At 55.4% G+C, this 20524-nt stretch carries 23 protein-coding genes; 4 read left to right on the top strand and 19 right to left on the bottom strand.

The genetic code is table 11. The features are described from left to right. Nucleotides 1-102: 102 nt before the first annotated feature. From trmD to trhA, 7 genes are all read right to left on the bottom strand, one after another. Nucleotides 103-864: a tRNA (guanosine(37)-N1)-methyltransferase TrmD gene (trmD, locus tag IAE55_RS15915; RefSeq protein WP_105443643.1), complete on the bottom strand. Its 762-nt coding sequence runs from the start codon at nt 862-864 to the stop codon at nt 103-105. After that, nucleotides 864-1385 (bottom strand): ribosome maturation factor RimM, encoded by a 522-nt coding sequence (gene rimM / locus IAE55_RS15910; RefSeq protein ID WP_200633247.1) that lies wholly within the window; start codon nt 1383-1385, stop codon nt 864-866. Before rimM ends, trmD begins: the two co-directional genes overlap by 1 nt. Before the next feature lie 124 nt (nt 1386-1509). Continuing rightward, nucleotides 1510-1740, bottom strand: coding sequence for a KH domain-containing protein (locus IAE55_RS15905; RefSeq protein ID WP_076168224.1), 231 nt, complete (start codon nt 1738-1740; stop codon nt 1510-1512). 22 nt (nt 1741-1762) lie between these two features. Continuing rightward, nucleotides 1763-2035, bottom strand: a complete 273-nt coding sequence (rpsP, locus tag IAE55_RS15900) for a 30S ribosomal protein S16 (protein WP_105443645.1) — start codon at nt 2033-2035, stop codon at nt 1763-1765. An 87-nt stretch (nt 2036-2122) separates the two neighbouring features. Then, nucleotides 2123-3505, bottom strand: a complete 1383-nt coding sequence (ffh, locus tag IAE55_RS15895; protein WP_200633246.1) for a signal recognition particle protein — start codon at nt 3503-3505, stop codon at nt 2123-2125. A 24-nt stretch (nt 3506-3529) separates the two neighbouring features. Then, nucleotides 3530-3886 carry a putative DNA-binding protein gene (locus IAE55_RS15890; RefSeq protein WP_089546527.1) on the bottom strand — a complete coding sequence of 119 codons (357 nt, stop codon included), beginning with the start codon at nt 3884-3886 and terminating at the stop codon, nt 3530-3532. A 126-nt stretch (nt 3887-4012) separates the two neighbouring features. Continuing rightward, nucleotides 4013-4660 (bottom strand): PAQR family membrane homeostasis protein TrhA, encoded by a 648-nt coding sequence (gene trhA / locus IAE55_RS15885; protein ID WP_145156731.1) that lies wholly within the window; start codon nt 4658-4660, stop codon nt 4013-4015. A gap of 229 nt (nt 4661-4889) precedes the next feature. Between trhA and IAE55_RS15880 the strand changes: the two genes are divergently transcribed. From IAE55_RS15880 to IAE55_RS15865, 4 genes are read left to right on the top strand one after another with little or no spacing between them, the layout of a single operon-like run. Beyond that, the gene (locus tag IAE55_RS15880; protein WP_200633245.1) at nt 4890-5915 is read left to right on the top strand and encodes a glycosyltransferase; all 1026 of its coding nucleotides are present in this window, start codon (nt 4890-4892) and stop codon (nt 5913-5915) included. A 19-nt stretch (nt 5916-5934) separates the two neighbouring features. After that, complete coding sequence (locus tag IAE55_RS15875; protein WP_200633244.1) at nt 5935-6942, top strand: polysaccharide pyruvyl transferase family protein; 1008 nt, start codon at nt 5935-5937, stop codon at nt 6940-6942. A 51-nt stretch (nt 6943-6993) separates the two neighbouring features. Beyond that, complete coding sequence (locus IAE55_RS15870) at nt 6994-7428, top strand: hypothetical protein (protein WP_234489606.1); 435 nt, start codon at nt 6994-6996, stop codon at nt 7426-7428. Between the two features lie 37 nt (nt 7429-7465). Then, entirely contained in the window at nt 7466-7669 is a 204-nt protein-coding gene (locus IAE55_RS15865) for a hypothetical protein (protein WP_105443649.1), read from the top strand. A gap of 236 nt (nt 7670-7905) precedes the next feature. Here the strand turns inward: IAE55_RS15865 and ftsY are convergent, their stop codons facing one another. From ftsY to IAE55_RS15805, 12 genes are all read right to left on the bottom strand, one after another. After that, nucleotides 7906-8919, bottom strand: coding sequence for a signal recognition particle-docking protein FtsY (ftsY, locus tag IAE55_RS15860; protein ID WP_105443650.1), 1014 nt, complete (start codon nt 8917-8919; stop codon nt 7906-7908). Between the two features lie 31 nt (nt 8920-8950). Further along, nucleotides 8951-12520, bottom strand: a complete 3570-nt coding sequence (gene smc, locus IAE55_RS15855; RefSeq protein ID WP_105443651.1) for a chromosome segregation protein SMC — start codon at nt 12518-12520, stop codon at nt 8951-8953. 156 nt (nt 12521-12676) lie between these two features. Further along, nucleotides 12677-13384 carry a ribonuclease III gene (gene rnc, locus IAE55_RS15850; protein ID WP_076168242.1) on the bottom strand — a complete coding sequence of 236 codons (708 nt, stop codon included), beginning with the start codon at nt 13382-13384 and terminating at the stop codon, nt 12677-12679. Between the two features lie 12 nt (nt 13385-13396). Continuing rightward, entirely contained in the window at nt 13397-14635 is a 1239-nt protein-coding gene (gene fabF, locus IAE55_RS15845; RefSeq protein ID WP_200633243.1) for a beta-ketoacyl-ACP synthase II, read from the bottom strand. A gap of 120 nt (nt 14636-14755) precedes the next feature. After that, entirely contained in the window at nt 14756-14989 is a 234-nt protein-coding gene (acpP, locus tag IAE55_RS15840) for an acyl carrier protein (protein WP_019638123.1), read from the bottom strand. A 99-nt stretch (nt 14990-15088) separates the two neighbouring features. Continuing rightward, nucleotides 15089-15838 carry a 3-oxoacyl-[acyl-carrier-protein] reductase gene (fabG, locus tag IAE55_RS15835; RefSeq protein ID WP_105443653.1) on the bottom strand — a complete coding sequence of 250 codons (750 nt, stop codon included), beginning with the start codon at nt 15836-15838 and terminating at the stop codon, nt 15089-15091. A gap of 45 nt (nt 15839-15883) precedes the next feature. Next, nucleotides 15884-16822 (bottom strand): ACP S-malonyltransferase, encoded by a 939-nt coding sequence (fabD, locus tag IAE55_RS15830; RefSeq protein ID WP_200633242.1) that lies wholly within the window; start codon nt 16820-16822, stop codon nt 15884-15886. A gap of 108 nt (nt 16823-16930) precedes the next feature. Further along, entirely contained in the window at nt 16931-17920 is a 990-nt protein-coding gene (locus IAE55_RS15825; RefSeq protein WP_144025357.1) for a beta-ketoacyl-ACP synthase III, read from the bottom strand. 11 nt (nt 17921-17931) lie between these two features. After that, the gene (gene plsX, locus IAE55_RS15820; protein ID WP_105443654.1) at nt 17932-18930 is read right to left on the bottom strand and encodes a phosphate acyltransferase PlsX; all 999 of its coding nucleotides are present in this window, start codon (nt 18928-18930) and stop codon (nt 17932-17934) included. After that, nucleotides 18914-19510 carry a transcription factor FapR gene (fapR, locus tag IAE55_RS15815; RefSeq protein WP_076168257.1) on the bottom strand — a complete coding sequence of 199 codons (597 nt, stop codon included), beginning with the start codon at nt 19508-19510 and terminating at the stop codon, nt 18914-18916. The genes plsX and fapR overlap by 17 nt, the downstream gene beginning before the upstream one ends. A 227-nt stretch (nt 19511-19737) precedes the next feature. Then, complete coding sequence (rpmF, locus tag IAE55_RS15810; protein WP_036645943.1) at nt 19738-19911, bottom strand: 50S ribosomal protein L32; 174 nt, start codon at nt 19909-19911, stop codon at nt 19738-19740. Nucleotides 19912-19973: 62 nt separating this feature from the next. Continuing rightward, the gene (locus IAE55_RS15805) at nt 19974-20483 is read right to left on the bottom strand and encodes a YceD family protein (RefSeq protein WP_200633241.1); all 510 of its coding nucleotides are present in this window, start codon (nt 20481-20483) and stop codon (nt 19974-19976) included. Nucleotides 20484-20524 lie beyond the last annotated feature (41 nt).

The raw sequence follows: 20524 nt of genomic DNA, 5'->3' as shown, positions 1-20524 counted from the left end.
CTTGATCCTCATATTTCAGACAACCTTATATCCAGACTAACGCATCTGACGCTAAAAAACCACTCCCTTGCAGAACCCAGGGGCCGTGGTTTTACAGCTCGGTTATTCAAGTCCGCCATCGGTATCTTTCAGCCTGCGGAGCTTTTCCAGTGTCTTGCGGTCCCGGTCGGTCAGCTCCACCTCATCCAACAGGTCTGGCCGCCGCTCCAGCGTTCGCTTCAGCGCCTGCTCCCGGCGCCAAGCCTCGATGTTCGCGTGGTGACCGCTCAGCAGCATGTCCGGCACCTTCCAGCCCCGGAACTCCACCGGGCGGGTATAGTGCGGGTATTCCAGCAGCCCGGTGCTAAAGGAGTCGGTCACGGCCGACGTTTCGTTGCCCAGCACGCCGGGCAGCAGCCGGGAGACCGCATCGATCACGACCGCCGCCGGAAGCTCGCCTCCGGTCAAGACGTAGTCGCCGATCGACAGCTCATCAGTGATGAGGTGCTCGCGAATCCGCTCGTCGTATCCCTCATAATGACCGCAAATGAAGATTAAATGCTCTTCCTTCGCGAATTCCTCCGCTTTTTTCTGGGAAAAGGTTTCCCCCTGCGGGCACATCAGGATGACTCTTGGCTTGGCCTGTTGTCCCGCTTTCTCAAGCAGATCCTCGACAGCCGCAAAGATCGGCTCCGGCTTCAAAACCATACCCCCGCCTCCGCCATAAGGCGTATCGTCAACCGTACCGTGCTTATTCCCAGAGTAATCCCGGAAATTGACGGTATGAAGCGAGATGATTCCTTTCTCCTGGGCCTTGCCGAGAATGCTTGTCCGGAAAACCCCATCCAGCATTTCCGGGAACAGGGTCAGCACATCCACTCTCATTAGTCCAGCAGTCCTTCCATAATATGAACGAGTATTTTTTGGTTCGGAATGTCTACGTCAAGGACGACATCATCGATGACAGGGATGAGGACACTCTTGCCGCCCTTTGGCTGGACCACCCATACGTCGTTCGCGCCTGGCGTCAAAATTTCCGTCACAACCCCAAGCTCCTTGTCTTCGTCGGTCACGACGCTGCAGCCGATAATTTCGTGGAAGTAATATTCGTCTTCCGGCAGCTCCACGAGATGTTCCTTGCCAACTTTCAGCATGCTGCCCTTAAATTTCTCCACATCATTAATATTGTCGTAGCCGTCCAATTTGATGATGTACATATTTTTATGAAGGCGGGACGAATCGACGGTCACGTCGACCGGCTTGCCCCCGTTCTCCGGAACGATCATGAGCTCGCTCCCCTTGGCGAAACGGACCTCGGGAAAATCCGTGTACGACAACACTTTGATTTCTCCCTTGATGCCATGGGTGTTGACGATTTTGCCAACCTTATAAAGTGTTTCCGGCATGTTCTCCTCCTAGCTTCGTGGCGCCAGCGCTTCGGCGCGCTTGTATTGCACGGATCTATTATATAATCTTCAGCATGTACGAAAAAGGGCTAGGACATGCATCCTAACCCCCTTTCGTATATCTTTAAGATATGATATCCACGGTCACGCGTTTATCCATTTTGACTGCTGCAGAAGTCACGACTGTTCGAAGCGCCTTGGCGATCCGGCCCTGCTTGCCGATAACCTTCCCCACATCCTCGGGATGCACGGTCAGTTCATAGACAATCAGGTGATCCTTCTCCACCGTCTTCACAGCCACCTCTTCAGGATGATCCACCAAAGCCTTAGCAATAACACCAACTAATTCTTCCATAGATAACCCTCACGATCAGTCATTATTTCTGCTGCTTGAGCTCATGGAACTTCTTCATCACTCCTGCTTTGCTCAGCAGGTTGCGGACTGTGTCGGATGCTTGCGCACCGTTTTGCAGCCACGCCAGTGCTTTATCTTCATCGATTCTTACGTCAGCCGGTTGGTTGACCGGATTGTAGTAACCGATTTCTTCGATAAAACGGCCGTCACGTGGGGAACGGGAATCCGATACCACGATACGGTAGAAAGGAGCTTTATGAGCACCCATGCGTTTCAGACGAATACGTACTGCCACGAAATTCACCTCCTTCAACAAAATAATCTCTGGGTGACAACCCTTCCCCCTAGCGGAGAGGCGGCTGTCTATATACAAATGCAGTGATTAACGGAAAGGAAACTTCATGCCGCCTTTGCCGGCCAATCCTTTCAGCTGCTTTAAAGCCTTGCCCTTCGGACCCTTCGGTCCCATCATATCCGAGAACTGCTTCATCATCCGGCGCATCTCGTCAAACTGCTTGATAAGCCGGTTGACCTCGGCGAGCGATGTGCCGCTGCCGGTCGCAATCCGCTTGCGGCGGTTGTGGTTGATGATATCCGGATTCTGTTTCTCGGCCTTCGTCATCGAGAAGACAATCGCCTCAATGCGGCCCATCTGCTTCTCGTCGACCTTCAAATCCTTGGTCTGCTTCAGCTTGCCCATCCCCGGGATCATGTCCATGATCTGGTCGATCGGGCCAAGCTTCTTCACCTGCTCCATCTGCTCCAGGAAATCGTCGAACGTAAATTCGGCGTTGCGCATTTTACGTTCCATTTCCTTGGCTTTCTCCGTGTCGATATTCGACTGGGCTTTCTCGATCAGCGAGAGCATGTCGCCCATGCCGAGGATCCGGGAAGCCATCCGCTCCGGATGGAACGGCTCCAGCGCGTCGATCTTCTCGCCAAGCGCCGCAAACTTGATCGGGCAGCCGGTTACAGCCTTAACGGACAGCGCGGCACCGCCGCGGGTATCGCCGTCGAGCTTGGTCAGCACGACGCCCGTCAGATCCAGCTGCTTGTTGAAGTGATCCGCGACGTTGACGGCATCCTGGCCTGTCATCGCGTCCACAACCAGCAGCACCTCGTCCGGCTTCACCTCGCTGTGGATTTGGCGCAGCTCTTCCATCAGCTCTTCATCGATATGCAGGCGGCCCGCCGTATCGATGATCAGATAATCGTTCCCGTTATCCTTGGCATGCTGATAAGCCTGCTTTGCGATTTCCACCGGGCTTGTCTTGTCGCCGAGTGTAAATACCGGTACGCCGATCTGGTCACCCAGCACCTGAAGCTGCTTGATCGCCGCAGGGCGGTAAATATCGCCCGCCGCCATCAGCGGACGGTGGTTCTGCTTCTGCAACAGCTTCGCCAGCTTGCCTGATGTCGTCGTCTTACCGGCCCCTTGCAAACCTACCATCATAATGACGGTCGGTGGCTTGTTCGCCTTCGCCAGCTTCGCCTGGCTTCCGCCCATCAGCTCGGTCAGTTCTTTATTAACGATGTCGATGATGACCATGCCCGGCGTGAAGCTCTCCATCACTTCGGTACCGATGGCCTTCTCTTTCACCTTGGCGACGAAATCCTTGACGACCTTAAAGTTAACGTCAGCTTCCAGGAGCGCAAGACGCACCTCGCGCATCGCTTCGTTAACGTCATCCTCGGACACCTTGCCTTTGCCGCGCAGCTTGCTGAATACGTTCTGCAGTCGGCTCGTCAATCCTTCAAATGCCATGAACCGCCACCTCCTTCTAACGCTTTATTCCAATTGCTGCAATTGATTTATGATTTGATATATTCTCGTTTTATCGGATTCAGACATGCTGCTGGACTCCGTAATGCTCTGCAGCCGCTCAAGTTCTTGGCTGCGCTGCTCATGCTTCTGCAGCAGTCCCAGCTTCTCTTCATACATGTCCAGCACCTGCTCTGCCCGCTTGATATGCTCATAGACGGCCTGACGGCTGATGTCGAACTCGGCTGCAATCTCCCCGAGGGAGAAATCGTCATGAAAGTAATATTTAAGGAACGTCTGCTGCTTCTCTGTCAGCAGCTGTTCATAGAAATCAAACAAAAGGTTGATTCGATTCGTCTTCTCGAGCCGATTCTCCTGACTCACTGAGGGACACTCCCTTCGTCAAGGAAAAACACTTTACAGTTCTTTAACGTTCCTTATCATACAGAAAACAAAGAAAGATGTCAAGCAAATATCCTTGTCATCTTGAAAAGTTTCTTGTTTCTATCTTTACGACCAAGGAAGCAGATAGATCAGCACCGCAAAGAAATGCATCACGCTCCCGCCCAGCACAAACAAATGCCAGATCGCATGGTGATACGGAAAGCCCCTCCACACGTAAAAAATGGTACCAAGCGTGTACAGGATCCCGCCGGCAGCCAGCAGCCAGATGCCTCCCGAAGCCACGGCAGCCGTCAGAGGCCCCCAGGCAAGCACGACCATCCACCCCATAATAATATAGAAAATCGTGGACATAAACAGAAATCGCTTCGTAAAAAATGCCTTGAAAACGCAGCCGAGCAGTGCAATCCCCCATACGGTAGCGAACAGCGACCACCCCAGCGGTCCCCGGATCGCAACCAGCATAAACGGCGTATACGAGCCCGCAATGAACAAGTAAATCGAGGAATGGTCAAAAATTTCGAACAGATCCTTGACCCTGCCCTCCTTAAAGCTGTGTACCAAAGTGGAGTTGATGTACAAAATCAGCATCGTCGTCCCGTAGATCGAAAAGCTGGCGATATGCCATGCCGTCCCCTTCATGGTGGAAAATACGATCAGCAGCACCAATGCGGCAACGCTGAGCAGTGCCCCGATGCCGTGGGTAATGGCGTTCGCCACTTCTTCCTTCCGGGTATAAGTGTGTGTATTAGCCATAAACAACCCTTTCATCAATCCTTTTATTTTCACCATTATAACCTCCAAGCCGCCCGCATTTCCACTTTCCCTGGGCTTATCCCATGGCGGGGCTCATGATGGACTGACATGCGATTCGTGTCGGCCGGGCTCTTTCCCCATTTCGCCTGTAATTGGTCCTTTCATCCAATTCTATAAAGCTATCAAAGCATATATTGTAAGCGGCTGGTTGAAAGGAGGTATGTAAACTATGGCAATCATTATTTATCCGAAAACGATGAACTGGAAGTACATGAAACAGCGACCGCAGCAGCTCATGACTCAGCTTGGGACCAGAGGCCACCTCGTATTCTTTGAAAACCTGGCGCCGCTGAACCGTGAATTCATAGAAGTGGAGCCGAACGTGTTTTTGTTCACCGACCATCACGCATATATGAAGAAGCTGAAGAAGCTTCGCGAAGACCATGCGGTCGTGGGCTGGACCACCTGGGCCAAACAGCGCACACGTCTGACTTCCCTCTACCGTCCGGATGCCATCATTTATGATTGCTGTGATGAGTTTCCGCACTGGGCCAAGTATGAAGTCAAGATGGTGGATGCTTCCGACCATTTGGTCTGCACAGCCGAATCCATCCGGATGCGCCTGGAGCTGGCCTATCCTGATAAACCGGTAACGCTGATCCCGAACGGAGCTGATGCTTCCTTCTTCGATCCCGCCCCGTCCCAGCGCCCTCATGACCTGCCGCAGGGGAAAGTCGCCGCCTATATCGGCGCCTGGGCCTACTGGCTCGATCACGATCTGTTCGCGAAGATGGCGTCGCACTATCCGGACGTGCATTTCGTGTCCATCGGTGCCGCCTACGGCGATATCCCCGACTATGCGAGGCTTCCGAATGTTCATGTGCTTGGCGAGAAGCCTCACACCGAGCTCAAAAAATATCTTCAGCATATCAACGTCGCGTTAATCCCTTTTCAGTATCACCCCATTACCCTGGCAACCAATCCTGTAAAAGCTTATGAATATATGGCATCAGGTGTGCCTGTACTGTCGACGGCGCTTCCGGAATGCATCCGCATGGAACCCCATGTTACGACGGCGACCACACACGACGATTTTATCGCCAAGCTGGGCCGGATGCTGGAAGAGCCCGACTCCCGTGAACAGCGGCTGGCTCGGATCGAATATGCGCGGAGCAACCGCTGGGAAGACCGGGGCGAAGCCGCGCACCAGGTCATTATGGACACGCTGCGGCGCAAGAGCGGGCCAATGTCTTAATGAAAGGAGGCGTTTATCGTTGAACATTGGAGTATGCGGTTATTACGGCATGGGCAACTTCGGTGACGATCTTTTTCTGAGAACGCTGCAGCAGGTATTCGATAGCCATGTGGTGTACCCGTGGACCAGCCGTCTCGATCCGGCGCAAACCGACCACGTCATTATCGGGGGCGGGGACTTGATCACGCCGTATTCGTATAACCCTTATTATTTTCCGGATGCGCTCAAGAACCACCCTAAATGGCTGTACGGCGTCGGCATCGTGGACAACTACCCGGAATCCAGCTGGCCTGCGGACCAGGTTGCGAAATACAGGAATTATATCCGCACGGCGCAAATGGCCGTATTCCGGGACAGCCGTTCGGCCGATATCGCTCAAAGAGCCGGATTCCATCAGCATGTTCAGCAGGCCCACGATATCGTATTTGCGTACAGGCAGCCTGACTATCCAGTCAAACGATTCTCCAGCCGGCCGACCATCGGCCTGTGCCTGTTTGCTTACCCTTCGTTCCCGTTTGAAAATATGCTGCAGCTGTCGCTCCACCTGATCCGGCAGGGTTACCACCTTGTGTTTATCCCCGTGATCAACCACCCCACTAATATTTACTCGGACCTTACGGTCTGCCAGCAAATGCTCTCCCGGATCAAGGAGGCCCTCCCGGGGGCATCCGCCGAAACGCTGCCTTTGCTGATGGAATTAGACCTGACGTACAGCTATATCCAGTCGGTCGATTATTTGATCACCTACAAGCTCCACCCCGCCCTGGTCGCCCTGCGCGCCGGGAAACCGGTATTCGCCCTGAGCCAAATGCGCAAGGTTGAGAGCCTGCTGGATGCGTTCGGGATGAAAAAATACTACTGCGATTACAAGCTGCCTTACGAAGATCTGCAAAACAGGGTCGACGCGTTTCTGGAGGAAAGTCCCAAAGAAATAAAGCTGCAGGAAAAGGCGATCCGCCGCGCGGAGCGTGAAAGCCTGCATCAGCTGCGTCGGCTGAAGGAAGAAATCGAGTCTTACCGATCATAGTCCCTTTCGGGAAAGCAACTGCCAATGAATTAAAGGAGGAGAATGGGAGCCATGACGTTTTTCTGGAATCATAGGCATTGGAAAATCCGGATCCGACAGCTGCATGATCAGATCCTGCATCTAAGCCATGAGCTGCATCATGTGAAGGATGACGTGCGTCAGATTGAAGCAAAGCTGAATGAGCACTTGTGGGAATGGAAGGAGCTTAAGGAGGAAATCAGACGGCTGGCCCGACGGATCGAGGAGTTAGAGTCGCTGGCGGACCGCGTTGCGAGACTGGAAGAAGAAGTCATGACGGGCATCACGGACAATCCCGAGCTGCACGCCTACTTCGCAGGCAAGATCGGCAGCGAGGTCCGGGTGGATACAGCCAGCGCTACCCTACAGGGCGTCGTGCTGACGGTAGCTGAAGACGCGGTCGAACTCCGCGAGAGCGGCGGCGACCTGCTGATCATTCCGTTCAGCCGGATTACTTCGGTTCAGTAACTAATGACAATCAATTCCATTCGAAAGGAGAACGACCATGGATTTCAAAGAATTGGTTCGCGGCTTCACAAACTCGGAAGTCGAAGTCATGACGCCAGGCGACATGATCACCGGCACGCTCATCTCGGTTAACGACGCTTCATTGATGCTGAAGGTTCCGCCGGTTATGTACGGCCCACCGGGGGATGTGGCCATTGTGCCGCTCCGGTCGGTCGAGTTTGTCAGAGTGCTGACGGATTAACGGGTAACAGGTTTGACGGGTTTGACGGGACGCGGCTTTTGAACGGCGACCCGCAGACTCGTCGATTCAAGCGGTGTTCACAGTCAGACTCCAAGAATGTCTGATTGCTCTGTTTGAAGCCAAAGATGCGGTAAGGCTGGAGGCACTTTGCTCGGCCCAACGCAAAAAAGAAGGGTGGCTGCATGCCATCCTTCTTTTTGTTTGTTTTTTATGCAAGTATCCCTGCCGTACACGGATCAGTGCAGCGTTTCATCCTGCGCTGCGCCTTCCGCCTCCTGCTCCTGGATCAGTCCGGCGAAAAGGGCATGTACAAACTGCTGGGAATCAAACGGCTGCAAATCCTCCATTTTCTCGCCAAGGCCCACGAGCTTCACCGGAAGGTTGAGCTCCTGGCGGATTGCCACGACGATGCCGCCCTTCGCCGTACCGTCAAGCTTCGTCAGGACAAGGCCGGTGACCCCGCTCTTCTCCCCGAACAGCTTGGCCTGGCTGAGGGCGTTCTGTCCCGTTGTTGCGTCAAGCACCATCAGCACCTCATGCGGAGCACCCGGAATTTCCCGCTGAATGACGCGGAAAATTTTGTTCAGCTCCTCCATCAGGTTCGTTTTGTTCTGCAGGCGTCCCGCCGTGTCGCAGATCAGCACATCCGCCTCGCGCTGTTTGGCAGCCTGAACCGCGTCAAACATGACCGCAGCCGGATCGGAGCCGGCATGCTGCTTGATGACCTCTACGCCTGCGCGTTCGCCCCACACTTCGAGCTGCTCGATCGCCCCGGCACGGAAGGTATCGCCGGCGGCAAGAAGCACCTTCTTGCCTTCCTGCTTAAACCGGTGGGCGAGCTTACCGATCGTCGTCGTCTTGCCGACGCCGTTGACCCCGACAAACAGGATGACGGTAATGCCGTCTTCGTTCATGCGGAGCGCGTTGTCGTCATCGCCGCGCAGCAGCTCCATCAATTTCTGCGAAAGGATCGGCTGCAGCTCCACCGCGTCTTCGATCCGCTGCTTCTTCACTTCGGCACGCAGATCGTCGATCAGCTCCATGACCGTGTTCACGCCAACGTCCGCGCCGATCAGAATTTCCTCGAGCTCCTCATAGAACTCCTCGTCGATCTTTTTGCGGCGCGTCATCAGGTCGGTGACCCGTTCCACGAATCCTTTGCGCGTTTTTTCCAATCCGTCCCGGAACTGCTTCGTTACGGATTCGGTCTTGCTTGAAATGCTCTCTCTCAGCTTTCTGAAAAAGCTCATAGGTCTCCTCCATCTCTAAGGTTGAATATGCTTAAGCAATTTCCGCTTCGTCGTCTTCCAGCCGCACGGACACCAGCTTCGATACGCCGCCCTCTTCCATCGTAACCCCGTACAGGACGTCGGCTTCTTCCATCGTTCCCTTGCGGTGGGTCACGACGATAAACTGGGTCTGCTCGGAAAACTCACGGAGATACTGCGCGAACCGCGTCACGTTCGCTTCGTCGAGCGCGGCTTCGACCTCGTCCAGTACGCAGAACGGCACCGGCTTGACCTGCAAAATCGCAAACAGCAGCGCCATCGCCGTCAGCGCCCTTTCCCCGCCGGAGAGCAGCTGCAGGTTCTGCAGCTTTTTGCCCGGGGGCTGGGCCACGATATCGATGCCGGTCTCGAGCAGATGCTCCGGATCCAGCAGCACCAGATCCGCCCGGCCGCCGCCAAACAGCTTCACGAAGACGGTACCGAACTCGCGGCGGATGGCGTCAAAGGTATGCTTGAACCGCTTCGACATTTCGTCGTCCATCTCGCGGATGACCTCATAGAGCGTCGTCTTCGCTTCCACCAGATCCTGCTTCTGTTCATTCAGGAATTCGTACCGCTCGTTGACCCGCTGGTATTCCTCGATCGCGCCGAGGTTGACGTCGCCCAGTGCGGTGATGCCCCGCTTGAGCTCACGCACCTCGGTCTGGACCGCAGGCACGTCCTCCGGAATCGGATAGCGCTGCTTGGCCAGCTCGTAGCTCAGCTCGTAATCGTCGCTGAGCTTCTTCAGAATGTTCTCCAGTTCCACGTCAAGCCGGTTCACGCCGATTTCGGTCTGGCGCAGCTGATCCTCCACGGCCTTGAGGCGCGTCCGCTGCTCTTTCGTTTCGCTCTCTTCCAGCTCCAGCTTCTTCGACAGCTGCGTCCGAGCCGCCCGCTTGAAGTCCAGCTGCTCGGATGCCTGCTCCTTCTTGAGCCGGTACCGGTTCAAATCTTCGATCTGCTGGATGGATTCCTTCGCGTTCGTCTCCAGATCCGCCTCGATCGAAGCGAGCAGCGTCTTCGTCTGGCGCAGCTCTTTATCATGCGAATTGAATTCGCTTTGCATTCGTTTTAACTGCTCTTCCAAGGAGAAGCATTCCTGATCCAGCTTGCCTTCCCTGACTTTAAGCTGGGTAAGCTGGCTCTGCAGCTCCTCCTTCGCCGATTCGCTCGCCTTGCGAGCAAATTCGGCAGCCTGGATGGCCTGATGCGTCGCCTTTTCTTCTTCCTCCAGCTCGGCCAGCTTCTTGACAGCATTCGCCCGGGCTTCCTCAAGCTCCTTGTTCTCCTCGTTAAAGCCGGTCTTCTCCTGATCGGCCACTTCCACCTGCTCCAGCACATGCCGCAGCTCATGCTCCAGCTGCTTCAGGTCGCTGGACAAGCGCTGCTCCTCGATCCGCTTCTCGTCGCCGGACTGGCGCAGCTCGTCCAGCTTGGCCTGCGTTTCGGTCAGCTGAACCTTGACCTCCTGAATGCTCTGGCGGAGCTTGCGCAGCTGAACCTCCGTATCGTTGATCTCCTGATCGAGCTGGTCCAGCTGGCGCTTGCGCCCGAGCAGGCTGCTGTTCTTCTTATGCTGGCTGCCGCCTGTCATCGAACCGCCGGCATTGACGACGTCACCTTCCAGCGTGACGACCCGGTAGCGGTATTGGCATCTGGCGGCAATCCGGTTCGCCACTTCCAGGCTTTCCGCGATGATAACGTTGCCGAGCAGGCTGCCGACGACCGGCGCATACCGACCGTCGAACTGCACCAGGTCGGCCCCGATGCCGACGAAGCCTTCAACGCCTTCCACCATCGAACGGTCACCCCCCGAAATGTTGCGGGGCCGGATGACGTCGAGCGGCAGGAAGGTCGCGCGGCCGAGCTGCCGCTGCTTCAGGAAGGAGATCGCCTGGCGCGAGACCGCTTCATTATCCATGACGATATGCTGAAGGGATGCGCCAAGCGCGGTTTCCATCGCGAGCTCCAGCTTCTCAGGCACGCGGATCAGCTCGGCCACAGCCCCGTGCACGCCGGACAGGATGGAGCGCCGGGACGCTTTCAGCACTTCCTTGACGCCCAGCATAAAGCCGTCAAAATCATCGGCCATCTCTTTCATCGTATCCCGGCGGGATACCTGAGCTTCGCGCTTCTGCTCCCATTTGCGGAGCGTGCCCTGGCTCTCGTCCAGAAGCCGCTGCAGCGATTGATACCGCTCGCTCTCGCTTATGTACCCGCCGCGCAGCTCGCGGATTTCCCCGCCCAGCTTCCCGATGGCCGAATCCAGCTGCTGCTTACGCTTCAGCAGCTCCTCCTTCTGGGTTTCCCACTTGCCGGTTTCCTCCGCGGCACGGTTCATCCGGCGGGAGAGCGCCTCCTGCTGCTGATCCGCATAGCGGATCTCGTTGCGGGTCTGCGCCATCTGGTTCATCAGCTCCAGCAGCGTACCCTTTAACGTTTCTTCCTGCTGCTGGCTGATGCCTCCAGTCACGCCGGCCAGCTTCGATTCTTCGGCCGACAGCTGATCCCGAAGCGCCTTCAGCTCGTCCCGCGAAGCTTCCAGCTTGGACTTCAGCAGGTCGATTTCCGCTTTGCGGTCTTCGAATCTCTCGTCCCCTGCCGTCAGCGACCCGGCCAGCTGCTCCCGGTTCGCTTCCAGGTTCCGCTTGCGTTCGCGGAGCACCTCCGCATAGCCTTCGCTTTTCTCATAAGCTTCGCTGTACTGAAGCAGATCACCCTGCAGCGTCTCCACTTCTTCCTCCAGCTTGCGGAGCTGGGCGCGGTCGCTCTCGAGCTTGGCGTCATGCGCCGACACGACGGTGGACAGCTGAAGCTGTTCTTCCTGCAGCACGGCGAGCTTGGCATTCGCTTCGCTCCAGGCAGCATGAATCTGCTCGATCTGGTACACGTAGAGCGAAATTTCCTTATGCTTCAGCTGCTCCCGCAGCTGTTTATAGTGGATCGCCTTCTCGGACTGCTCCTTCAGCGGGCCGATCTGATCCTCCAGCTCAACGACCAGGTCGTGGATCCGAACCAGATTCTGCTCGGTCTCATCCAGCTTGCGGACGGCGTCCTTTTTGCGGGATTTATATTTAACGATACCCGATGCCTCTTCAAAAATACCTCTGCGGTCTTCGGACCGGGTGCTCAAAATCTCCTCGATCCGGCCCTGACCGATAATGGAATATGCCTCTTTGCCGATGCCTGTGTCCATGAACAGCTCCGTGATGTCCTTCAGGCGGCAGGACTGCTTGTTGATAAAATATTCGCTGTCTCCGCTGCGGTGCACACGGCGCGTCACAGTCACCTCGTTGAAATCGAGGGACAGGGCATGATCCTCATTATCCAGGGTCAGCGACACCTCGCCGAAATTGACGGCTTTGCGCGCATCGCTTCCCGCAAAGATAATATCCTCCATCTTGCCCCCGCGCAGCGACTTGGCACTCTGTTCCCCGAGCACCCAGCGGATGCCGTCGGAAATGTTGCTCTTGCCGCTGCCGTTGGGACCGACGACAGCCGTAATTCCGCGGACAAATTCCATTTCCGTTTTGTCGGCAAACGATTTGAAACCGGCTAATTCGATCCGTTTTAAAAACATATTCCCTCAATCACCTCTAAACCTAATAATACCACAACATTGCAGCTTGCGAGGACAAGCATATTCCCAATGAATAAAGAGCAAAAAGCAGTCTGAAGGCTCTTCCTGCCATCCATCCGAAAGGCGACTGCTCTTTGCTCTTTGTTTGTCCATGCTTTACAGGGAGCCGTTACCGGCCAGCTTCAGCTGCTTCAGCGCTTCGGCCGCAGCCTGCTGCTCCGCCTCTTTCTTCGAGCGGCCCGATCCTCTTCCCACACGCTCATTCCCCATATACACCTCGGAGACAAACTCGCGTTCATGCGCCGGACCGCGTTCTTCCACAATCCGGTACTCCAGAACGCCCATGTTATGGTGCTGCGTCAGCTCCTGCAGCTCTGTCTTGAAATCGCTCATGTGCACTTTGCCGCCCTCTTCCAGCAGCGGGAACACGTAGCGGTCCAGAAACGCCCGCGCCGCTTCCAGGCCTTGGTCAAGGTACAGCGCTCCTACAAACGATTCAAACACATCCGCAAGCAGGGCCGGGCGGGTTCTTCCGCCGGTCAGCTCTTCACCTTTTCCCAGCAGAACGTACTGCCCGAACTCCAGCTGCTCGGCAAATTTCACCAGCGACGGTTCGCAGACGATCGCCGCACGCAGCTTGGTCAGCTCTCCTTCGGGCCGGTTCGGAAACAGGTTGTACAAATACTCGGAAACCGTCAGCTCCAGCACGGCGTCGCCCAGAAATTCCAGGCGCTCGTTATCCTGCTGCTGGCTGAAACGGTGCTCATTGACGTAGGAAGCGTGGGTAAAAGCCTGCTTCAACAGCAGCCGATTGTGAAATTGGATTTGAAGTTTCTGTTGTAACTGCTTCAGATCTCCACTCAACAAATCGTCCCCTTACTGCTCGAATTTCTTCAGGACTACAGTGGCGTTGTGACCGCCGAATCCAAAAGAGTTAGACATGACAACGTCCAAATCAGCCTTTCGTGCAACGTTCGGAACATAATCCAGATCGCATTCCGGATCCGGGTTGTCCAAGTTAATGGTTGGCGCCAGCATCTGGTTCTGCAGCGACAGGCCGCAAATGACCGCTTCAACGCCGCCAGCAGCTCCCAGCAGGTGGCCCGTCATCGATTTCGTCGAGCTGACCGCAACCTTGTATGCATGGTCTCCCAGCGCTTTCTTGATCGCGATCGTCTCGGAACGGTCTCCAACCGGCGTCGACGTGCCATGCGCGTTGATGTAGTCTACGTCCTCCGGCTGAATGCCCGCATCGCGCATCGCCATAGACATGCAGCGCGCCGGTCCGTCCGGATCGGGCTCGGTCATATGGTGAGCGTCGCCGCTCAGCCCATAGCCGATCACTTCGGCGATAATGTTGGCCCCGCGTTTTTGCGCGTGCTCCAGCGATTCCAGAACGAGAATCCCTGCACCTTCACCCATGACGAATCCGTCACGGCCGGTGTCAAACGGACGGCTCGCTTTCTCCGGTTCGTCATTGCGGGTGGACATGGCGCGCATAGCGCAAAAGCCGGCCATTCCCGTCGGCCGGATGGTCGCTTCAGCTCCGCCGCAGATCATCACGTCGGCATCGCCGCGCTGGATCAGCTTGTACGAGTCGCCGATAGCGTGCGATCCGGTCGCACATGCCGTCACAGGCGTCGTGTTCGGGCCTTTGGCGCCCAGCATGATCGACAATTGACCGGAGGCCATGTTCGCAATCATCATCGGGATGAAGAACGGGCTGACCCGCTTCGGTCCCTTCTCCAGCAAAACGTTATGCTGGTCTTCCCAGGTTCCGAGGCCGCCAATGCCGGAACCGATGGATACGCCCACCCGGTTCGGATCGGAGTCCTTCTGAATATCCAGCCCGCTGTGCTCAAGGGCCGCTTTGCCGGCGACAACGGCAAACTGGACGAATCGGTCCATCTTGCGCGCATCCTTCCGGTCCATATACGCCTCGGGATTAAAGTCTTTCACCGAAGCGGCAATCTGTGTAGGGTAGTCGCTGACATCAAAGGATTCGATCTGAGACACACCGGATTTGCCTTCCATCAGGTTATTCCAGAAAGTGTCCAAATCGTGGCCCAGTGACGTAACAACACCCATCCCGGTAACAACCACTCTGTGCATCAATAAGTTCACCTCTATATAAACAGCATCTGCAAAATCAATTATCCTATTTGTAAAGCCGATTCACTTGGAAAATGAGGAGAAGTCCCGCCTGTAAGAGCAGTACGGGACTTATCAAATGACTTAGGTATGAGATTGTATGTAGTTTACAACTTCACCTACGGTCGTAATTTTCTCTGCATCTTCATCAGAGATTTCCAGATCGAATTCATCTTCCAATTCCATCACCAGTTCAACAACGTCGAGAGAATCAGCACCAAGATCATCTTTAAAAGATGCTTCCAGTGTAACCTCGGCTTCGTCAGCACCCAAGCGATCGACGACAATGCGTTTTACACGCTCCAATACATCGGACATCCGGTTCACCTCCTCTTTGGTATTATACGAGAAAAGTTTTCAAAATGCCATAGAGGCAATGAAAACGGTTATCTCGCTGTTTTTCCTAGATTTCCGGTATTACATGTACATACCGCCATCCACATGAAGCGTCTGCCCTGTCATGTAGGATGCCCCTTCCGTCGCTAGGAAAACCACGACTTTGGCAATTTCTTCAGGCTGTCCGAGGCGGGCGAGCGGAATGTCTTCCAGCATCTTCGCCCGGAGATCCTCAGGCAGCTCTCGTGTCATATCGGTATCAATAAAACCTGGTGCGACACAGTTAACGGTGATGCCACGCGAGGCGAGCTCACGCGCAGACGATTTGGTTAGGCCAATTACCCCCGCTTTGGCGGCGACGTAATTGGCCTGCCCGGCGTTGCCCAGAACGCCGACGACCGATGAAATGTTGATGATCCGGCCGTAGCGCTGCTTCATCATCGGACGGCTGACCGCCTTCAGGCAGTTGAACACGCCCTTCAGATTCGTTTCGATCACCTGATCGAATTCTTCCTCTTTCATGCGCATCAGCAAGTTATCCCGGGTAATCCCCGCATTGTTGACCAAAATATCGATTTTGCCCCACGCTGCAATGACCTCTTTAACGAGATCCTCGGCCTGTTCGCTTTTACCGACATTGCCTTGAACGGTGATCGCCTCCACGCCAAGCGCACGGATCTGCTCCGCAACCTCCTTGGCGGCCGCTTCGCTGCCCGAATAGTTGACGGCTACGTTAGCCCCGGCTTCGGCCAGCGCAAGCGCGATGCTGCGGCCGATCCCGCGGGAGCCGCCGGTAACGAGTGCTGTCTGTCCCTGTAAAGGCTTAGACATACCCATTCCTCCTTTCCTAGAGTATACCCAAAGTTTATTGCGTAATCATTGTTCAAGACTGGCCTTGAGCGTCTCCAGGCTGTCCAGGCTGCTTACGTTAATCAGCTTGACGGATTTATCCGTCTTTTTGATCAAGCCGGTCAGCACGTTTCCGGGACCGATCTCGACAAACGTATCCACCCCTTGGGAGATGAGATAGGTCACCGTATCCTCCCACAGCACGGGAGAGTATACCTGCTCCACCAGCAATCCGCGGATTTCCTCGGCAGACGCGGCCGGACGGGCCGTCACGTTCGCAATCACGGGAATGGCCGGTTCATCGAAGTGAAGCGGCTGCAGCTTCCCGCCCAGCTTCTCGGCAGCCAATTTCATCAGCGAGGAATGGAAAGGTCCGCTTACCTCAAGCGGGATCGCTCTTTTTCCTCCGGCTTCTTTCACGCGCTCGCCCACAAGGGCGACGCCCTCTTTCGAGCCGGAGACGACGATCTGCCCCGGGCAGTTCAGGTTGGCCAGCTCCACGAGATGTCCTTCAGCCGTGATGCTGCGGCACAGCTCGGCCAGCGCTTCGCGTTCGGCACCGAGCACGGCGGCCATGGCCCCTTGTCCGCCCGGAACCGCCTGCTCCATAAATTCGCCGCGCGCCCGGACCGTTCCTACCGCATCCTCAAAGCTCAGCACGCCGGAAGCCACCAGGGCGCTGTATTCACCCAGGCTGTGTCCGGCGACAAAGTCAGGAGTAACGCCTTGTTCGCGAACCGCCTCGAACGCCGCAACGCTGGCCGTCAGGAGCGCAGGCTGCGTATTGAAGGTCTTCTTCAGCTCACTGTCCGGACCTTCAAAAATCATATTCGTCATCGGGAATCCCAGCACCTCGTCCGCGCTTTCGAAAATGCGGCGGGAAGCGGGAACCGCATCATAGAAATCTTTACCCATTCCGACGGATTGGGCCCCTTGTCCGGGAAACACAAACGCAACTTTCCCCATTGCTCAGGCTCCTCTCGTATACTTCTTGATGCAAAGCTTCTATAGTATTGCTTGAATAAGCCAATTCACTTTGTAAGCTATCGATTGATCATTCACATAATCATATGATTACCAGATCAGCACGGATGCGCCCCAGGTCAATCCTCCGCCGAAGCCGACCATCAGCACGCAGTCGCCTTCCTTCATCCGGCCTTCCTCCGCCGCTTCCACCAGTGCGAGCGGAATGGAAGCCGCCGACGTATTGGCGTACTTATCTACGTTGATGACGCATTTATCCGGCGAAAGGTCGAGGCGCTCCATGGCGGACTGAATGATACGGATGTTCGCCTGGTGCGGCACGAACAGGTCGATATCGGCCTTCGTTTTGCCGGCCTTGCGCAGGACGTCTTCCGTGGCCGTATTCATAACGCGGACCGCAAATTTGAACACTTCGCGCCCGTTCATATAAATGTAGTGCTTCTTGCCTTCGAGCGTTTCCTGGGACGCCGGCAGTCTGGAACCGCCAGCTTCCAGTTTCAGCAGCGTACCGCCTGCCCCTTCGGCTCCGAGGTCAAAGGACTGAAATCCTCGGCCTTCGGGAACTTCGCCCAGGATGACGGCTCCCGCGCCGTCACCGAACAGCACGCAGGTGTTGCGGTCGGTATAATCCGTAATCCGCGACAGCGTGTCGGCGCCGATGACCAAAGCGTTGTTGTACATGCCGGTCTTGATAAAATTGCTCGCCGTCGCCAGTCCGTAGACGAAGCCGGAGCAGGCAGCGGACAGGTCGAACGCGGCGGCTTGCTTGGCGCCGAGCTTGTCCTGCAGAATGCAGGCCGTTGACGGAAAGAACGTATCCGGGGTGATGGTTGCGACAACGATCAGGTCCAGCTCTTCAGCCGACATCCCGGCGGACTCCAGCGCCTTCAGGGCCGCTTCATAACACAGGTCCGAAGTCGCTTGTTCCGGAGAAGCGATATGCCGCTCGCGGATCCCGGTGCGGGAGACGATCCATTCGTCGTTCGTCTCTACCATCTTTTCCAGATCGCTGTTGGTTAATATTTTCTCAGGAACATATTTGCCTGTGCCGATGATGCCTACTGAACGTAATTTTTCCATTCTCTTGTCACTCACTTCCCGCTGATTTCCTTGGATATACTCTCAACCAGTTGATTCTGCAGTGCAACGCGGGCCTGCCGGACCGCGTTCTTGATGGCGTTGCCATCCGCCGAGCCGTGACTCTTGACGACAAGTCCGCTCAGGCCAAGCAGAGGGGCGCCCCCGTGCTCCTTGTAGTCCAGCTTGCCTTTCAAATTACGCAGCTGAGGCATAAGCAGGGCGGCCCCAAGCTTGCTGCGCATATTCTGAGTGAATTGCTCCTTCAGCAGCTTGAACATCGCGCCGGCTGTTCCTTCCACAGCCTTCAGCAAGATATTGCCGGCAAATCCGTCGCACACGAGGACGTCGCAGCTCCCGAGCATAATATCCCGGGCTTCCACGTTGCCGATGAAGTTGATCGGAAGCTCCTGCAGCAGCGGGAACGCCAGCTTGGTGAGCTCGTTTCCCTTCCCTGGCTCGGTGCCCACGTTCAGCAGGCCGACCCGTGGATTCTTCACGCCCATCACCTTCTCGCGATAAAGGCTGCCCATCAGCGCATACTGCGCCAAATGCTCGGGCTTTGCGTCCATATTCGCGCCCAGATCCAGGGCCAGCACGCCGGCTTCGTCAAGCGTCGGGATCATAGGGGCCAGAGCCGGACGCTCAATCCCTTCCATCCGTCCGACAACCAGCAATCCGGTCGTCATCAGCGCTCCCGTGTTGCCTGCCGAAATCATGGCTTCCGCCTGCTTCTCCTTCAGCATCCGTCCCGCCACGACCATGGAAGCATCCTTCTTGCGCCGGACGGCTTTGACCGGTTCATCTTCGGCTTCGATCACTTCACCGGCATGATGGACCGTCAGATTGGAGGGAACCGTCCCTCCGCCTTGCTTCAGGAGCGGCAGCAACCGCTGCTCGTCCCCGACCAGAACGATCTGCGTATCTTTCCATTCGGCGGCGGCAGCCAAAGCTCCTTCCACGTTGCACTCCGGCGCATGGTCACCGCCCATGGCATCAATGGCGATCCGCATACTGTACTCCTCCTTCGCTGTTATCCTCGCCCGTCGATCTGTATATCAGAAAGTTCCCCTGGAACACCATTTCCTCGCCCACATACGTGAACACCTCAACCTTGGCTTTTCCCTTCTGGCCGGCCATAGACCGGACATAGGCTTTGGCGATGCACTTCTCACCCAGATGAACCTGCCGCAGAAACCGGATGTCTGCCGATGCGGTCAAGGCAATCTCGTCGTTAATGAGAGCAACTGCCAGCGAGTTGGCCTGGGCGAACACATAATGTCCGCGGGCGATATGGTTTCGGGTGAACACATGCTCTTCCCGTATTTCAAAAATGGAAATGCCGCTCTTATCCAGCTGCAGATCCACCACATCCCCGACAACCTCATCAAGCTGCAAGGAGCGAACTTGATCATAGGAGTGCTCTGCCATCTGCTTCATTCGTTCCCGCAATTCCGGGATGCCTAGCTCCATCCGGTCAAGCCGGATCGTCTGAATGCTGACCTTCAGCTCCCGCGTCAGTTCGCGGTCGGTCACAAACGGATTTTGTTCGATAATCTTCAAAAGCTGCTGATGCCGCTGCTTCTTGGGCAACCGTTCGATGTGAGGCACCTCCCTGTCATGTCTTGTCCGTCCATGAATGTGGAACACAAACAGTCTATGAAGTTCGTCAATAGAATTCACAGGAAAAAAGAATCAATCCGGACAGTTTTCATTAGAACCTGGTACTAATGTAGTATAAAGCATGACGGGTCAAAAAGAAAGTGACAAAAAAAATAGCACCTCACCAAAGATGAAGTACTACTTGATTGTTTTTGGCATTACTGCGAAATGATTTCTCTTGATTTATACGTTCCGCACACTTTGCATACGTGGTGAGCAAGCTTCAATTCTCCGCATTGTTCACATTTCACCATGCCCGGCACTGCCAGTTTAAAGTGAGTACGACGCTTGTCACGACGTGTCTTGGACGTTCTCCGTTGAGGTACTGCCATGTTCCCACCTCCTTATTTCAATCAACCGGGGTCCCGAAGGGCCCGGAGGAATGCATTCATGCTCATTTGAAAAAGTCTTTTAGCGCTGCAAGCCGTGGGTCTACCACTTCATTGTTACAGCCGCAGGCACCTTCGTTCAAGTCTTTTCCGCACGTAGGGCACAGGCCTTTGCAGGATTCCTTGCACACGACGGTCATCGGAAGATTCAGGATAAAGGATTCCTCCACGTAAGGGACGAGCTCCACAGTCTCGTTGTCCACATATATGGTTTCATCTTCTTCGTCCTCGGCTTCCTCAGGCTGCTTCTTAAGCTTGAACTGCTCGTGGAATGGAATATCCAAATGCTCATGCACCGGTGTCAGACAGCGTGAACAGGACATGTCCAGCTGTACGGATAACTCGCCTTGAACATCCACTGTATCGGGACCGACATACGAGGATGTAAGTTCCGCTGTGAGCGGTCCGTCGGCCTTGATGTCACCCAGTCCTTTAAGCAGCGGACTTACATCCACTTGCTGACGGAGCTGCAGCGGCTCGCTGCTGGCTGCCATTTTCCTGAATTGAAAGTGCATATACATCACTCCAAACAAACAAAAATTATTATACCGATTTC

Origin of the sequence: Paenibacillus sp. S28 (genome assembly GCF_016624415.1) — a bacterium.
GTDB classification, from domain to species: domain Bacteria; phylum Bacillota; class Bacilli; order Paenibacillales; family Paenibacillaceae; genus Paenibacillus_AQ; species Paenibacillus_AQ favisporus.
This window is presented reverse-complemented; position numbering and strand designations above follow the sequence as displayed.

Bases quoted from the DNA above. Each gene is read 5' to 3' on its own strand.
- acpP (WP_019638123.1), bottom strand. From the start codon at position 14,989: ATGTCCGATGTATTGGAGCGTGTAAAACGCATTGTCGTCGATCGCTTG.
- fabD (WP_200633242.1), bottom strand. From the start codon at position 16,822: ATGGGGAAAGTTGCGTTTGTGTTTCCCGGACAAGGGGCCCAATCCGTC.
- rpmF (WP_036645943.1), bottom strand. From the start codon at position 19,911: ATGGCAGTACCTCAACGGAGAACGTCCAAGACACGTCGTGACAAGCGT.
- IAE55_RS15805 (WP_200633241.1), bottom strand. From the start codon at position 20,483: ATGCACTTTCAATTCAGGAAAATGGCAGCCAGCAGCGAGCCGCTGCAG.
- IAE55_RS15905 (WP_076168224.1), bottom strand. From the start codon at position 1,740: ATGGAAGAATTAGTTGGTGTTATTGCTAAGGCTTTGGTGGATCATCCT.
- trhA (WP_145156731.1), bottom strand. From the start codon at position 4,660: ATGGCTAATACACACACTTATACCCGGAAGGAAGAAGTGGCGAACGCC.
- IAE55_RS15880 (WP_200633245.1), top strand. From the start codon at position 4,890: ATGGCAATCATTATTTATCCGAAAACGATGAACTGGAAGTACATGAAA.
- smc (WP_105443651.1), bottom strand. From the start codon at position 12,520: ATGTTTTTAAAACGGATCGAATTAGCCGGTTTCAAATCGTTTGCCGAC.
- trmD (WP_105443643.1), bottom strand. From the start codon at position 864: ATGAGAGTGGATGTGCTGACCCTGTTCCCGGAAATGCTGGATGGGGTT.
- IAE55_RS15870 (WP_234489606.1), top strand. From the start codon at position 6,994: ATGACGTTTTTCTGGAATCATAGGCATTGGAAAATCCGGATCCGACAG.
- plsX (WP_105443654.1), bottom strand. From the start codon at position 18,930: ATGCGGATCGCCATTGATGCCATGGGCGGTGACCATGCGCCGGAGTGC.
- ffh (WP_200633246.1), bottom strand. From the start codon at position 3,505: ATGGCATTTGAAGGATTGACGAGCCGACTGCAGAACGTATTCAGCAAG.
- fabG (WP_105443653.1), bottom strand. From the start codon at position 15,838: ATGTCTAAGCCTTTACAGGGACAGACAGCACTCGTTACCGGCGGCTCC.
- IAE55_RS15865 (WP_105443649.1), top strand. From the start codon at position 7,466: ATGGATTTCAAAGAATTGGTTCGCGGCTTCACAAACTCGGAAGTCGAA.
- ftsY (WP_105443650.1), bottom strand. From the start codon at position 8,919: ATGAGCTTTTTCAGAAAGCTGAGAGAGAGCATTTCAAGCAAGACCGAA.
- rimM (WP_200633247.1), bottom strand. From the start codon at position 1,385: ATGCCGGAAACACTTTATAAGGTTGGCAAAATCGTCAACACCCATGGC.
- IAE55_RS15825 (WP_144025357.1), bottom strand. From the start codon at position 17,920: ATGGAAAAATTACGTTCAGTAGGCATCATCGGCACAGGCAAATATGTT.